The sequence below is a fragment of the Streptomyces sp. NC-S4 genome, assembly GCF_054353315.1.
On the sequence record NZ_CM135937.1, the window covers coordinates 2,635,475 to 2,649,154 of the forward strand.

The window sequence follows — 13,680 nt, forward strand, 5'->3', positions numbered from 1 at the left end:
GCTACTCCGACGTGCCGTCGGCCTTCTCGCCCTTTTCGGCCTTGGCGGCCTTGGCGGCCTTCTCGGCGTCGGCGATCTGGCGCTTGGCCGCCGTCGCGTAGATGTCGACGTACTCCTGGCCGGAGAGCTTCATGATCTCGTACATGACCTCGTCGGTCACCGAGCGGAGGATGAAGCGGTCGTTGTCCATGCCGTGGTAGCGGCTGAAGTCCAGCGGCTTGCCGATCCGGATGCCCGGGCGCATCAGCTTGGGGACCACCTTGCCGGGCGGCTGGATCTTCTCGGTGTCGATCATCGCCACGGGGATCACGGGCGCTCCGGTGGCCAGGGCCACGCGGGCCAGGCCGCCGGGCTTGCCGCGGTAGAGGCGTCCGTCGGGTGAACGCGTTCCCTCGGGGTAGATACCGAACAGCTCTCCGGCCTCGATGACCTTGATGCCGCTCTGGATCGCGGCCTCGCCGGCCCCGCGGGCGCCGGAGCGGTCCACCGGGAGCTGGCCGACGCCCTTGAAGAAGGCGGCCGTGAGCTTGCCCTTGACCCCGGGGGAGGTGAAGTACTCCGCCTTCGCGATGAAGGTGACCTTCCGGTCCAGCACCGCCGGCAGGAAGAAGGAGTCGGAGAAGGACAGGTGGTTGCTCGCGAGGATCGCCGGCCCCTCCGCGGGAATGTTCTCGAGGCCCTCCACCCACGGCCTGAATGCGAGCTTCAGTGAACCGCCGATGGAGAACTTCATTGCGCCGTAGATCAACTCGAATGCCTTCCTGTGTCTGTCGAACAGACCATATCCCGTGCCTACACCGGCAGGGGCCCGACGACCCTGGCCGGTGCCACCCCGGTCGCGTACGGTGAAGTCACACAGAGCAACGCACCCACCCGACGTACATCATGATCAAGGAGACCCTGGTGCCCGTCCTCCCTGGAGCCGAGCCGTTCCGCCACGAGGGCGGAGAGGTCGGCGTCCTCCTCTGCCACGGCTTCACCGGTTCCCCGCAGTCCCTGCGCCCCTGGGCCGAGTACCTCGCCGGGCGGGGCCTCACGGTGTCGCTCCCGCTGCTGCCCGGCCACGGGACGCGCTGGCAGGACATGCAGCTCACGGGCTGGCAGGACTGGTACGCCGAGGTCGACCGCGCCCTGCGGGAGCTGCTGGACCGGTGCGAGCAGGTGTTCGTCTTCGGGCTGTCGATGGGCGGGGCGCTGACCCTGCGGCTGGCGGCCAAGCACGGGGACGCCATCAGCGGCATCGTGCTCGTCAACCCGGCCAACAAGGTGCACGACCCGCTCGCCGTGACCCTCCCGGTGACCAAGCACCTCATCCGGTCGACGCCGGGCATCGCCAGCGACATCGCGAAGCCGGGCTCGGAGGAGGTCGGCTACGACCGGGTCCCGACCCGGGCCGCGCACTCGCTGAAGAAGTTCCTGCAGCTCGTGGACGCCGAGCTGCCGCAGGTGACGCAGCCGATGCTGCTGCTGCACAGCCCGCAGGACCATGTCGTTCCGCCGGTCGACTCCGCGCGGGTGCTGGCCCGGGTCTCCTCGACGGACGTCACCGAGACCCTGCTGGAACAGAGCTACCACGTCGCGACGTTGGACCATGACGCGGAGCGGATCTTCGCGGACAGCTATGCGTTCATCGGCCGCCTGGCGGAGAGCGTGGGCAGGGAGGGGGCGGAGGCCGGTGGCTGAGCACGAGGAGCAGTCGGGCGGGGTTCCGCCGCTGGACGAGGAAGCGGCGTGGGCGGCGATCGTCGCCGGGTACGGGCAGGAGCCGCCGGACCCGCCGGGGGCCCGGCCGTTCAGACCGATCGAGAACCTCCTCCTGCCGGAGGAGGACGTCAAGGCGCTGCCCGGGGAGTCCGGAGCGGACCCGAAGGCCGATCCGAAGCCGGACCCGAAGCCGGAAGCGGACCCGGGGCCTCCGGCGGCGCTGGGCAGCTCCGTGGTCTTCGCCCCGGGCGTGGGCATGTCGGGTCCCCGGGACCACTCGCCGGCGGAGCCGAAGGACGACGACCTGACCGCTGCGGAGGAGGGCCACTTCGTCCCCCCGGAGCCGGAGCTCCCGCCGGCGGACACGACGTCGAAGTTCGCGTGGCTGGCGGTCGTCGGCGGCCCGGTACTGCTGCTGCTCGCGGTGCTCCTGCAGTGGGAGATGACCTGGTGGCTGACGACGCTGGGCATCGGCGGCTTCCTGGGCGGCTTCGCCACGCTGGTCGCCCGCATGGCGACCGGCGACGAGGATGACGACGACGACCCGGGCCGCGGCGCGGTCGTCTGACCGGCCTGGCCTGGGGCTCCGCCCCAGCCCCCGCGCCTCAAACGCCGGCGGCGCCGAAATTGCCCTCCTGGCACCAGAGGGGACGGCATCAGCCGAATACAGCCTCGCCAGGGGGCACCTCCCAGCGGTAGCTGGGGGAGATTGAGGCGCGGGGGTCCGGGGGCGGAGCCCCCGGCAACGGCGCCGCGCCCCCGGGATCGCCCGGCTACGGCGCAGCGGCCAGACGCAGGGCCGCCAGCACCGGCAGGTGGTCCGTCGCCGAGCGCAGGTCCGTGGTCGAGACGCCCGCCAGCCCCGCAGGGACACCGCAGGCCAGCACCTCCACCCCCTTCGTGGCGAACACGGCGTCGATCCGCCGGTCCGGTGCCTGCGCCGGGAAGGTCGGTCCCCCGCCCCACGGGGCCACCGCCCGGCAGTCCTGCAGCTCGGCGGCCAGCCGCCCGTACGCCGGCCCCTCCGGGCCCTCGTTCAGGTCGCCCGCGGCGATCGCGTACGGCACGTCCATGGCGGCCAGCCGGTCCAGCAGCAGCTCCGCGTGGGCGCGGCGCTCCGCGGCCTGGAGCGAGAGGTGCAGGGAGGCCAGGCCCACCCGGACGCCCCCGATCCGGACCACCGCCGTGGCGAAGCCCCTGCGGTGCAGGCCGGGGGTGCGCGGCAGCAGGACGTCCTCCGTGCGCTCCACGAAGACCCGTAGTGAGCAGAGCAGCAGCGGCCCGGCGGCCGTCGCGCCCCCGCCCAGCACCACCAGGTCGCACTTGGCGGCCAGCCGTGCCGCGTGTTTGCGCCATCGGAAGAACCGGGGGGCCTCCTGCACGAGGACGAGGTCGGGTTCGCAGGCCCGGATGACCCGGGCCAGCGCCTCCTCGTCGTCGCGCAGGGAGCGGATGTTGTAGCTGAGCACCCGGATCACGGCAGAACCGTCGGGCTCCGTACGGGACTTCGGCAGCTGGTCCATGCTCCGCAAGATACGCAGCCGCCCGCCGCTCCCCCAGGGGGCGCGGCGGGCGGTACGCACGTAAATGAGGGCGAACCCGTCGTGCAGCGGGCTCAGCCCTGGCGGGCCAGGTCGGCCGCTCCGACGAGCCCGGCCTTGCCGCCCAGCTGCGCGGCGAGGACCTGCGCGTGCGGGCGCCAGGCGCCGCCGACCAGCCAGCGCTTGAAGGACTTGCGGATCGGGTCGAGGACGAGGTCGCCCTCGTCCGAGACCCCGCCGCCGACGATGAAGGCGGACGGGTCGAACAGCGAGGCCAGGTCGGCCAGTCCCGCGCCGGCCCAGCGGGCCAGCTCGCGGAAGGCGTCGATGGCCACCAGGTCGCCCTGCCGGGCGGCCTCGCTGATGTGCTTGCCCTCGATGCCCTCGGGGGTGCCGTCGCCGAGCGCGAGCAGGATCGCCGCGTTCTCGGGGGTGGCGTTGGCGCGCTGCTTCGCGTACCGGACGAGGGCGCGTCCGGAGGCGTACTGCTCCCAGCAGCCCTGGCTGCCGCAGCCGCACAGCAGGCCGTCCGGGACGACCCGGATGTGCCCGAACTCGGCGGCGACGCCGAAGCGTCCGCGCCGCAGCTTGTTGCCGATGATGATGCCGCCGCCCAGGCCGGTGCCGAGCGTGATGCAGATGACGTCGTCGTGGCCCTGGCCGGCGCCGAAGCGGTACTCGCCCCAGGCCGCGCAGTTCGCGTCGTTCTCGACGACGACGGGCAGGCCGATGCGCTGCTCGACCTTGTCCTTCAGCGGCTCGTGCCGCCAGTTGATGTTGGGCGCGAAGAGTACGGTCGCGCGCTTGTCGTCCACGTATCCGGCGGCGCCGATGCCGACGGCCTCGATCGTGTGGTTGCTGCTGACCTCGGAGACGGCGGCGCAGATGGCCTCCGTCACTCCGTCCGCGGTCGGCGGGGTGGGCACCTTGTACGTCTCAAGGATCGTGCCCTCTTCGTCGACCACGCCGGCCGCGATCTTCGTGCCGCCGATGTCGACGCCGATGGTGAGTCCCATTAGTCCCTCGGTTTCCGGTCAAACCCCGCCACCGCCAACGGTACCCGAGGCTTCCGGGGGATCAGTCGAGATCGATCCGCTCGGAAGGGCCTTCGTCGGGGCCGTCGTCGCGGTGGTCGCGGTCGTGGGACGCCTGCCGGGGAGCCGGGGGTTCGCCCCGCGTCCAGCGGCGCTCGTGGCCCTCTACGGCCGAGCGGTAGGCGGCGAGCAGTTCGGATCCGGCGGCCGCGAGGTGGTCGAAGACCTCCGGGTTGCGCTCGATGACGGGCTTGGCGGCGGTCCTGGCCTGGTCGACGAACTGGCGCACCGCGCCCTGCGCGGCCACGCCGAACAGCGGGTTGTTCAGCCCGGACACCTTGTCGGCGACGGCTTCGAAGAGCTTGAACAGCTCCTCGGCGGCGGTGCCGGTGCCGTCTGCCGCGGCCCGCTCCTGTCCGCGCAGGCGCTCCTTCTCGGCGGCGAGGTCCTCGGCGCAGGCCTTGGCCCACGCGTCGTCGTCGGTGGGACGGTCGGTGGCCTCGCTCATGGCGGACTCTCTCCTGCGGCGGCTGCTTGACGTGCGGTACGGGCTACCTTCGACGGTACCCGAACGGGGGTACGCGGTTCATCGCGTACGCGGCCACAGTCCCGGGTCGGGGGTGAAGCGGATGCGGAGCTCCCCGTCGGCGAGGGCGGCGCCGGAGACGGTGCAGCGGCGCAGCGCCGCAGGGAGCGGAACGATCCTGCGGTGGGGGCCCGCGGTGAGCAGCAGCTCGTCGCCGCGGCGGACGAGGTCGAGGTCGCTCTTGCGCGCGCCGGGCAGCGGTACCACCCAGACGAGCACCCCGTCCTCGGCGAGCCGGTCCTCGACGGCCCAGGCCCGGCGGGGTGCGGGCGCCGCGGGTACGAGCCCGTCGGCGGCGGCGAGCAGCTCCAGGTCCTGCGGGCCGCGCGGATCGCGGCCGAGGTGGGCGAGGGCCACGACCGGGAGCTCGGCGGCCCACTCGGCGGCGTACTTCTGCTGCTGGGCGGCGAGTCCCGCGAGCCAGGGATCGGCGGATTCCGTCGGCACGGTGCGGTTGGCGACGAGGGCGGAGACGGGCAGTTGCTGCAGGGCGAGTCCGAGCCGTCCCGAGCGCAGCGCGTCGGCCGCGGCCGGGCCGGGCTCGGCGACCAGCCGCAGCTCGGTGGTGTCGGCCTCGACGACGGCCTGGACGGCGGCCAGCTCCTCGTCCCAGCGGGCGGCGGTCTCGTAGAGCCACTGCGCGGGCATGGGCACGCCGGCGAGCTGGGCCAGTACGGGGCGCAGGGCGCGGGCGGCCTGCCGCTCGGCGGGCAGCAGCCGGGCGAGGTAGCGCCGCAGCTGGGCGGGGAGCGCGAGGGTGGCCACGGTCCGGTGCAGGGGCGGCATGTCGACGACGACGAGGTCGGTGCCGGGGGCGGCGGCGGCCCGCCGCAGGGCCCGGAGCAGGGCGAACTCCTCGGCGCCGGGCAGTTCGGTGATCTCCTCGGCGCCCAGCGGCCGGGCCCCGACCATGCCGAGCAGGGCGGATCCGCGCTGCTGGAGGGCGACGAGTTCCTCGCGGAACTCCTCGCCGGAGTCCACCCGGGCCACCCGCAGCCCGGGGGCGGCCGGGTCGCCGACGAGGCCGGTGAGCGGGTCGCCGACGTCGCCGGAGAGCAGCAGCACCCGCTGCCCGTGGCGGGCCGCGGCGAGGGCGGTGGCCGCCGCCACGGTGGTCCGCCCGGCCCCGCCGGGGCCGGTGATCAGCAAGGTGTGCATGGTGCGGGTGCTCCGGTGTGCTGAAAGCGGTCGGCGGGAGACGGGAAGCGGGAAGCGGGAAGCGCGATCAGACCGTTTCGACGCGCTTCTTCAGGCCCGCCAGCGCACGGTCGATGATGACCTTCTCGGCCTTGCGCTTGATCATGCCGAGCATGGGGATCTTGACGTCGACGGTCAGCTGGTAGGTGACCTCGGTGCGCTTGCCTCCGTCGACGGCGGTCAGCCGGTAGGAGCCGTCCAGCTGGCGCAGCATCTGGGACTTGTCCAGGGTCCAGCTGACCTCGTCGGTGCCCTTCCAGCTGTAGGCGAGGGTGTGGTCGTCCTTGATCGCGCCCGCGTCGAGCAGCAGGCGGACCTTCTCGGCGCGCCCCTCGGCGTCGGTGGCCAGCACCTCGGCCTCCTTCACCTCGCCGGTCCACTCGGGGTAACGGGCGAAGTCGGCGATCACGGCCATCACGTCGGTGGGCGCAGCCTCGATCGTGATGCTTGAGCTGGTGTGTTCCGCCATCGCGGGCGCTCCTCCGGGCTGGGGGTGGTACCTCCCAGCGGCAGCTGGGCAAGTTCGAGGATGTGTGCGGCCTGGGGCCGCCGCGTGAAGGCTACCGCGCGTGTGGACGTCGCCACTCCAGCGCCTCCCGCACCCTGCGCGAGCAGGCCGCGAAGCGGCTCGATCTCTACCATTCGAGGACCCAGGGCCGGCCGGTGGCCGCGAAGTGGCCCACGTTCACGCACTCGGTGCCGCCGATGCGCATGCGGCGGGCGAGCGGCTGGTGGACGTGTCCGAAGAGGGCGTAGCGGGGGCGGGTGCGGCGGATCGCGGCGAGCAGGGCCTCGCTGCCGCGTTCGAAACGGCGGGCGACCGTGTCGTAGCAGAGCTCGGGCACTTCCGGCGGGATGTGCGAGCAGAGCACGTCCACCTCGCCGAGGGCCTCCACCTTGGCGGCGTACTCCTCGGGGTCCACCTCGTAGGGGGTGCGCATCGGGGAGGGCAGTCCGCCGCCGACGAAGCCGAAGACGCGGCCGCCGATCTCCACCCGCTGGCCGTCGAGCACGGTGAGGCCGTGCCGGTCGGCGTACTCGGGCCACAGGCCCGGGATGTCGACGTTGCCGTAGGTGGCGTACGTGGGGGTGGGGAAGGCGGCGAACATCTGGGCGTACTGGCGGCGTACGGCGCCCTCGATGAGGGTGTCCCGGTCCAGGCCGGCCCACAGCTCCCGGCCGAAGGCGCGGGCCTCGTCGAAGCGGCGCGCAGTGCGCAGCTCGACGATCCGGTCGGCGTTCTCGATGCCGAACAGGTCGGGGAAGATCCCGCGCGAGTGGTCGGCGTAGTCGAGGAAGAGCACCAGGTCACCGAGGCAGACGAGGGCGTCGGCGCCCTCCCCCGCCCGGGCGAGGGCCTCGGTGTTGCCGTGCACGTCGCTCACCACGTGGACCCGGGTGCGGCCCGCACCGCTGCCCGACCCCCGGCCCGACCCTCGGCCTGATCCGCTCGTGCCGAACTGCTGTCCCCGCATGCTGCCAGCCATGCGGCCAACCCTAGAGCTGCCTGGTGGCGGCGGGTAGAGGGGGTGGGAGAGGCGGCCGGACCTGCGGTTACTTCCGAGTCCCAGGTGGGGTCGACTACTGTCGGCGCGTTGGGGCGAAGCAGGGTAAGTGCAGAATGTGACGCACGGAACATCTGGCCGGTTCCCCCTATCGGGAACCCACTACCGGTGGGTAACGTCCCCTCGGTCCACATGGTGGCGATGGCGCCCAGAGGAGCAGCAGTCTTGCGCGAGTTCAGCCTTCCGGCCCTGTACGAGGTCCCGTCGGACGGGAACCTGACGGATCTCATCCGCCGCAACGCCGCTCAGCATCCAGACACCGCCGTCATGAGCCGCAAGGTCGACGGCCGGTGGCAGGACGTGACCGCGACCGAGTTCCTCGCCGAGGTCCGGGCCGCGGCCAAGGGCATGATCGCGGCCGGCATCCGGCCCGGCGACCGGGTCGCCCTCATCTCCCGCACCCGCTACGAGTGGGTGCTGTTCGACTTCGCGATCTGGAGCGCGGGCGGCGTCACCGTCCCCGTGTACGAGACCAGCTCCCCCGAGCAGATCCAGTGGATCCTCGGTGACTCCGGGGCCGTCGCCGTCGTCGTGGAGAGCCCGGCGCACAGCACGGCCGTGGCCTCGCTGCGCGACCGGCTGCCGGAGCTGCGCGAGGTCTGGGAGATCGAGCAGGGCGCGCTGGAGGCGCTGAAGACCGCCGGCGCGGAGATCTCCGACGCCGAGGTCGAGGAGCGCAGCAGCCTCGCCAACGCCGACGACCCGGCCACCATCGTCTACACCTCGGGGACCACCGGCCGCCCGAAGGGCTGCGTGCTGAGCCACCGCAACTTCTTCGCGGAGTGCGGCAACGCGGTGGAGCGCCTGAGCCCGCTGTTCAAGACCGGCGAGTGCTCGGTGCTGCTGTTCCTGCCGGCCGCGCACGTCTTCGGGCGCCTGGTGGAGGTGGCGGCCGTACTGGCGCCGATCCGCCTGGGCTGCGTACCGGACATCAAGAACCTGACGGACGAGCTCCAGTCCTTCCGGCCCACGCTGATCCTCGGTGTCCCGCGCGTCTTCGAGAAGGTCTACAACTCGGCGCGCGCCAAGGCCCAGGCCGACGGCAAGGGCAGGATCTTCGACGCCGCGGCGGACACGGCGATCGCCTACAGCCGCGCGCTGGACGCCCCGGGCGGCCCGTCGTTCGGGCTGAAGCTCAAGCACAAGATCTTCTCGAAGCTGGTCTACAGCAAGCTGCACGCGGTCCTCGGCGGGCGCGGCGAGTACGCGATCTCGGGCGGCGCGCCGCTGGGCGAGCGGCTCGGCCACTTCTTCCGCGGCATCGGCTTCACGGTCCTGGAGGGCTACGGCCTGACCGAGTCCTGTGCGGCGACCACCTTCAACCCGTGGGACAAGCAGAAGATCGGTACGGTCGGCCAGCCCATGCCGGGCTCCGTGGTGCGCATCGCGGACGACGGCGAGGTGCTGCTGCACGGCGAGCAGATCTTCACGGGGTACTGGAACAACGAGGCGGCGACCGCCGAGGCGCTGACCGACGGCTGGTTCCACACCGGCGACGTCGGCACCCTCGACGAGGACGGCTACCTCACGATCACGGGCCGCAAGAAGGAGATCATCGTCACGGCGGGCGGCAAGAACGTGGCCCCCGCGGTGATCGAGGACCGGATCCGGGCGCACGCGCTGGTCGCCGAATGCATGGTGGTCGGCGACGCGAGGCCGTTCGTGGCCGCGCTGGTCACCATCGACGAGGAGTTCCTCGGCCGGTGGGCCGCGGAGAACGGCAAGCCGGCCGGGGTCACGGCGGCGGAGCTGCGCGAGGACGCGGACCTCGTCGCCGCCGTCCAGAAGGCGATCGACGACGGCAACGCGGCGGTTTCCAAGGCGGAATCGGTGCGGAAATTCCGCATTCTGCCCTCCCAGTTCACGGAGGAGTCGGGTCACATCACGCCGTCGCTGAAGCTGAAGCGCAACGTGGTGGCCAAGGACTTCGCGGACGAGATCGAGGCGCTGTACCGCGGCTAGGCCGTCGGCGCCCGCGGGGCGCTAGCGGGGGTCCTCGGCGAGGATCCGGGCCATGTTCCGCTCCGCGAGGGCGGTGATGGTCACGAACGGGTTCACGCCGAGCGATCCTGGGATCAGGGAGCCGTCGACCACGTACAGCCCCTGGTACCCCTTGGCCCGCCCGTACCCGTCGGTGGCGTCCCCGAGGACGCAGCCGCCGAGCGGGTGATAGGTGAAGTTGTCGGCGAAGGCCTTGTTGTCGCCGAAGAGGTCGTAGCGGTACATCGTGAAGTTCCGCCAGTTGATGCGGTCGAAGAGGTTCTTCGCCGCGTTGACCGAGGGCGTGTTCTGGTCCCGCCGCCAGTTGAGCCGGGCCGAGTCGGTGGCGGCGTCGTAGGTGAAGTGCCCCCGCTCCCGGTTCTTGGTGATGGCCAGGTACATCGAGATCCAGTGCTCGATGCCCATGGGGAGCGGCGCGATCTCGGCGAAGACCGGGTTCGCGGCGTTGTCCCAGTCGTCGATGCCCATCGCGGGCATGGTGGCCTGATTGCAGCCGACCGTGTCCCACAGGTGGTTGGCCCGGGCGGTCATGATGTTGCCGTTGGGCCCCCAGCCGAGCCCGACCTTCTCGCTGAGCCCGGGCAGGGTGCCCTTCTCGCGGGCCCGCAGCAGGATCTCGGTGGTCCCCAGGCTCCCGGCCCCGAGGAAGAGCTGTGCGCAGCCGAGTTCGCGGACCTGGGTGACCCGTCCGGTGACATCGCTGGTCCGGACCGTCAGGACGTATCCCCCGGCCGGGTCGGGCCGTACGCCGACGACTCGCTGCATGGTCTCGATGGTGACGTTGCCGGTGCCGATGGCGGCGGCGAGATAGGTCTTGTCGACGCTCTTCTTGCCGTGGTTGTTGCCGTAGATGACCTCGCCGGCCAGGGCCGAGCGGGGGGCGGTGCCGGCCGCCTCGCGCTTCATGTGCTCGAAGTCGTAGACGTTGGGGACGAAGACGGTCTTCAGGCCGGTGTTCTGGGCGTGCTTGCGGGAGATCCGGGCGAAGCGGTACCACTCGGTGGACTCGAACCAGGCCGGGTCGATGTCGTTGACCCCGAGCATCGCGCGGGCGCGGGGGTAGTACGTGCCGTACATCTCGTCGGCGTCGACCTGGGGCAGCACCTCGGAGAAGTACGAGCGCCGGGGTGTCGGGGCCATGCCGCCGTTGACGAGCGATCCGCCGCCGACGCCCCGGCCGACGTACACGGACATGTCGCCGTAGTTCACGCGGTCCAGGACGCCGGGGTAGGGGCTGATGTCGCGGTTGACCACGTCGAGCCAGAGGAACTGGGCGAGCGGGGCCTCGGTGCGGTTGCGGAACCACATGGAGCGCTGGTCGGGCGCGGAGGTGGAGGGGAAGACCTTGCCGTCGGCCCCGGGGGTGTCCCAGAGCCGGCCCATCTCCAGCACGACGGTACGCACGCCCGCCTGCCCGAGCCGCAGGGCGGCGACGGCGGAGCCGTAGCCGGAGCCGACGACGATGGCGGGGGCGTACCGGGCGGCGGCGGGCTCCACGGCCGCGGCGGAGGCCGCCCCGATCCGGGTGAAGCCGAGCGCGGCGGCGGTCGAGAGGGCGCCGAGCCCCAGTAATTGACGGCGCGTCAGGTTGGATGTCATGGCCGCATCATGGGCGGAATCCGGCCGTCCGCCCAGACGCGGTATTGACAGACATCTGAGGAACAGTCAGGCGTGGCTGCGCGGCCGGTCAGGTGCACCTCCGCTTCTCGGGGTCCGCGGGCAGAGCCCCCGGCAGCGGCGCCGCACCCGATCCGCTACAGCAGCTCGCGCAGGCGTTCCGCCAGGAGGTCCCAGCGCCACTTCTCCTCGACCCACTCGCGGCCCCGCTCGCCCATCCGGCGGCGCAACTCCGGATCCTTCAGCAGGGTGACGATCCGGTCCGCCGCGTCCTCGGGGGACCCGCCCCGCACGACCCAGCCCGTCTCGCCGTCCAGCACCGCGTCCGGCGCCCCTCCCGAGTCGCCCGCGATCACCGGCAGGCCCGTGGCCGAGGCCTCCAGGTAGACGATGCCGAGGCCCTCCACGTCCAGCCCGCCCCGGCGGGTCCGGCACGGCATGGCGAAGACGTCACCCGCTCCGTAGTGGGCCGCGAGTTCCGACCACGGGACGGCTCCGGTGAAGACGACGGAGTCCGAGACCCCGGTGGAGACCGCGAGCTCCCGCAGGTCCGCCTCGTAGGGCCCGCCGCCCACGATCAGCAGGACCGCGTCCGGCACCGCCGCCAGGATCCGCGGCATCGCCTCGATCAGCGTGTCCTGCCCCTTGCGCGGCACCAGCCGGGAGACGCAGACGACCACCGGCCGGTCCGTCAGACCGAGCCGGGCCCGGACCTCCGCCCCGCCCGATCCCGGGTGGAAGGTCTTCTCGTCGACCCCCGGCGGGAGTTGCACCATCCGGGCCGCCGCCCGGTCCGTCACCGCCGAGGCGATCCGCGAGCGCGTGTACTCCCCCAGGTAGGTCAGCGTGTCGGTGCCCTCGCCGATCCTGCGCAGCAACTGCCGCGCGGCCGGCAGCTGGGCCCAGCCCGCCTCGTGCCCGTGGGTGGTCGCCACGATCCGCCGCGCCCCCGCCCGCCGCAGCGCGGGGCCCATCAGCCCGAGCGGGGCCGCCGCCCCGAACCACACGGACTCGCAGCCGTGTTCGCGCAGCAGGCCCACCGCCCGCCGCGTCACGCGCGGGGTCGGCAGCAGCATCGTCGTCCGGTCCCGGACCACCTGGAACGGCTGCTCCGCGTCGAAGGCCGCGGTGGCCTCGCGCCCTTCCGCGCTGTGCTTCCAGGTGGAGGCGTAGACGACGATCCGGTCGGGATCCAGCCGTAGCGCCATGTTGTGCAGGAAGGCCTGGATACCGCCCGGGCGCGGCGGGAAGTCGTTGGTCACGATCAGCGTCTTGTGCATCGCTGACAACGTACCGGACGCCCTCAGCGGAACTCCGCCCGCAGGGCCTCCCGCCAGTCCTTCGTCAGTGCGTCCGGGTCCGTTCCGAGGGCGCCCCGCACCGCCACCGGCCAGGGCTCGCGCCCCGCCCGCCCGTACAGGTCCACGAGCGCCGCCTCGCCCCATCGGTCCGCGATCAGCCGGCAGGCCAGCCAGGCGCCCTCGTACGCCCGGGCCAGCGCCTCCGGATCGCCGCCGAAGGCGAAGTCCTCCGTCCGGGGCATCCCGCCGGGCACCTCGCCCCGCCGTACGGCCCGGGCCAGCGCCGGGGCGGCCCGCTCCGGGGTGGCCGGGGTACCGCGGTAGGCCGCCCAGTCGGCGAAGCCCTCGGAGAGCCACAGCGGGGTGGTGGCGGTGGTCGCCGCCCGGGTGGCCACATGGGTGACCTCGTGGGTCAGGACGACCCCGCGGCCAGCCGGGCTGAGCTCCGCCCACCCCTGCGGGTTCACCACGACCCGGTCGGCCGGCGCGGGGGCCGCGCCCACCCGGCCCGTCGTGACGGCCCCCATGCCCCGGTACTCGGCGGCCGGGCGGCCCAGCAGCTCCGCCATCCGCTCCAGGGATCCGGGGACCAGCACCACGGCCCGGCCCGCCCAGGGCTCCGGCCAGGCGGCGCCCGCAGCGGGCGCCGCCCGGTCGGCCTCCGCCGCGATCGCGGACAGCGTCCCCGCGTCCTGCCCGACGCCCAGCACCAGCGAGTGCGCCCCGCGGACCACCGCCACCGGGCCCTGGTCCCACAGCTGCGGCAGCGCGCCCGGTGCGGCCCGGTCCCCGGTGACGTGCCAGCGCCCGCCGTCCCGGATCAGGCGCACCTCGCGCGCCGACCCGGCCGCGGCCGCGTCGTAGCCGGTCAGCCGGTAGCGCAGCTCCGCCCGGACGGTGGCCCCGGCGCCGTCCCGCCGGACCGCGGAGACCTCGTACGCCCAGCCCTCCAGCGGAATCCCGGCGAGCCGCTCGGGCGGCGTCCGCGACCAGTCGGCGACGGCCTCCCGGATGTCCCGCTCGGCGCCGTCCCGCGGAGCGGGCGCGCCGCACCCCGCGAGCAGCGCGCTCAGCAGGAGCGGCAGCACGCGTACCAGGGACCGGCGGACGGGGAGCATCCGACGATCGTACGCA

General features: G+C 73.0%; 13 protein-coding genes. 3 read left to right on the top strand and 10 right to left on the bottom strand.

Annotated features, from left to right (window positions below; genetic code table 11):
* Position 1: 1 nt before the first annotated feature.
* Positions 2–733, bottom strand: a complete 732-nt coding sequence (locus tag ACXNSR_RS11475) for a lysophospholipid acyltransferase family protein (protein ID WP_458643272.1) — start codon at positions 731–733, stop codon at positions 2–4.
* A 170-nt stretch (positions 734–903) separates the two neighbouring features.
* On the opposite strand from ACXNSR_RS11475, the gene ACXNSR_RS11480 reads away from it, so the two are divergent.
* Both ACXNSR_RS11480 and ACXNSR_RS11485 read left to right on the top strand, forming a co-directional pair.
* Positions 904–1,683, top strand: a complete 780-nt coding sequence (locus ACXNSR_RS11480; RefSeq protein WP_030010357.1) for an alpha/beta hydrolase — start codon at positions 904–906, stop codon at positions 1,681–1,683.
* Positions 1,676–2,272, top strand: coding sequence for a hypothetical protein (locus ACXNSR_RS11485; protein WP_458641971.1), 597 nt, complete (start codon positions 1,676–1,678; stop codon positions 2,270–2,272). Before ACXNSR_RS11480 ends, ACXNSR_RS11485 begins: the two co-directional genes overlap by 8 nt.
* A gap of 205 nt (positions 2,273–2,477) precedes the next feature.
* Here the strand turns inward: ACXNSR_RS11485 and ACXNSR_RS11490 are convergent, their stop codons facing one another.
* The 6 genes from ACXNSR_RS11490 to ACXNSR_RS11515 form a co-directional block, all read right to left on the bottom strand.
* Positions 2,478–3,227, bottom strand: coding sequence for an endonuclease/exonuclease/phosphatase family protein (locus ACXNSR_RS11490; protein ID WP_458641972.1), 750 nt, complete (start codon positions 3,225–3,227; stop codon positions 2,478–2,480).
* 92 nt (positions 3,228–3,319) lie between these two features.
* Positions 3,320–4,261, bottom strand: a complete 942-nt coding sequence (locus ACXNSR_RS11495; RefSeq protein WP_382549805.1) for an ROK family glucokinase — start codon at positions 4,259–4,261, stop codon at positions 3,320–3,322.
* A gap of 61 nt (positions 4,262–4,322) precedes the next feature.
* A complete protein-coding gene (locus tag ACXNSR_RS11500) occupies positions 4,323–4,787 on the bottom strand; it encodes a DUF5304 domain-containing protein (RefSeq protein WP_458641973.1) in 465 nt (154 codons plus the stop codon).
* Between the two features lie 78 nt (positions 4,788–4,865).
* The gene (locus tag ACXNSR_RS11505; protein WP_458641974.1) at positions 4,866–6,023 is read right to left on the bottom strand and encodes an ArsA family ATPase; all 1,158 of its coding nucleotides are present in this window, start codon (positions 6,021–6,023) and stop codon (positions 4,866–4,868) included.
* A gap of 67 nt (positions 6,024–6,090) precedes the next feature.
* Positions 6,091–6,531 (bottom strand): SRPBCC family protein, encoded by a 441-nt coding sequence (locus ACXNSR_RS11510; RefSeq protein WP_327735075.1) that lies wholly within the window; start codon positions 6,529–6,531, stop codon positions 6,091–6,093.
* A 166-nt stretch (positions 6,532–6,697) separates the two neighbouring features.
* A complete protein-coding gene (locus ACXNSR_RS11515) occupies positions 6,698–7,537 on the bottom strand; it encodes a metallophosphoesterase family protein (protein WP_458643273.1) in 840 nt (279 codons plus the stop codon).
* A 255-nt stretch (positions 7,538–7,792) separates the two neighbouring features.
* Between ACXNSR_RS11515 and ACXNSR_RS11520 the strand changes: the two genes are divergently transcribed.
* Positions 7,793–9,589, top strand: a complete 1,797-nt coding sequence (locus ACXNSR_RS11520) for an AMP-dependent synthetase/ligase (RefSeq protein ID WP_458641975.1) — start codon at positions 7,793–7,795, stop codon at positions 9,587–9,589.
* A gap of 21 nt (positions 9,590–9,610) precedes the next feature.
* Here the strand turns inward: ACXNSR_RS11520 and ACXNSR_RS11525 are convergent, their stop codons facing one another.
* From ACXNSR_RS11525 to ACXNSR_RS11535, 3 genes are all read right to left on the bottom strand, one after another.
* Entirely contained in the window at positions 9,611–11,227 is a 1,617-nt protein-coding gene (locus tag ACXNSR_RS11525) for a GMC oxidoreductase (RefSeq protein WP_458641976.1), read from the bottom strand.
* A gap of 155 nt (positions 11,228–11,382) precedes the next feature.
* Positions 11,383–12,525, bottom strand: coding sequence for a glycosyltransferase family 4 protein (locus ACXNSR_RS11530; RefSeq protein ID WP_202201898.1), 1,143 nt, complete (start codon positions 12,523–12,525; stop codon positions 11,383–11,385).
* A 23-nt stretch (positions 12,526–12,548) separates the two neighbouring features.
* Complete coding sequence (locus ACXNSR_RS11535) at positions 12,549–13,664, bottom strand: hypothetical protein (RefSeq protein WP_458641977.1); 1,116 nt, start codon at positions 13,662–13,664, stop codon at positions 12,549–12,551.
* Positions 13,665–13,680 lie beyond the last annotated feature (16 nt).

What these genes read in the sequence shown, in the direction of transcription:
- ACXNSR_RS11475 (WP_458643272.1), bottom strand. Translation starts at nt 733, where the DNA reads ATGAAGTTCTCCATCGGCGGTTCACTGAAGCTCGCATTCAGGCCGTGG.
- ACXNSR_RS11490 (WP_458641972.1), bottom strand. Translation starts at nt 3,227, where the DNA reads ATGGACCAGCTGCCGAAGTCCCGTACGGAGCCCGACGGTTCTGCCGTG.
- ACXNSR_RS11495 (WP_382549805.1), bottom strand. Translation starts at nt 4,261, where the DNA reads ATGGGACTCACCATCGGCGTCGACATCGGCGGCACGAAGATCGCGGCC.
- ACXNSR_RS11500 (WP_458641973.1), bottom strand. Translation starts at nt 4,787, where the DNA reads ATGAGCGAGGCCACCGACCGTCCCACCGACGACGACGCGTGGGCCAAG.
- ACXNSR_RS11505 (WP_458641974.1), bottom strand. Translation starts at nt 6,023, where the DNA reads ATGCACACCTTGCTGATCACCGGCCCCGGCGGGGCCGGGCGGACCACC.
- ACXNSR_RS11510 (WP_327735075.1), bottom strand. Translation starts at nt 6,531, where the DNA reads ATGGCGGAACACACCAGCTCAAGCATCACGATCGAGGCTGCGCCCACC.
- ACXNSR_RS11515 (WP_458643273.1), bottom strand. Translation starts at nt 7,537, where the DNA reads ATGCGGGGACAGCAGTTCGGCACGAGCGGATCAGGCCGAGGGTCGGGC.
- ACXNSR_RS11525 (WP_458641976.1), bottom strand. Translation starts at nt 11,227, where the DNA reads ATGACATCCAACCTGACGCGCCGTCAATTACTGGGGCTCGGCGCCCTC.
- ACXNSR_RS11530 (WP_202201898.1), bottom strand. Translation starts at nt 12,525, where the DNA reads ATGCACAAGACGCTGATCGTGACCAACGACTTCCCGCCGCGCCCGGGC.
- ACXNSR_RS11535 (WP_458641977.1), bottom strand. Translation starts at nt 13,664, where the DNA reads ATGCTCCCCGTCCGCCGGTCCCTGGTACGCGTGCTGCCGCTCCTGCTG.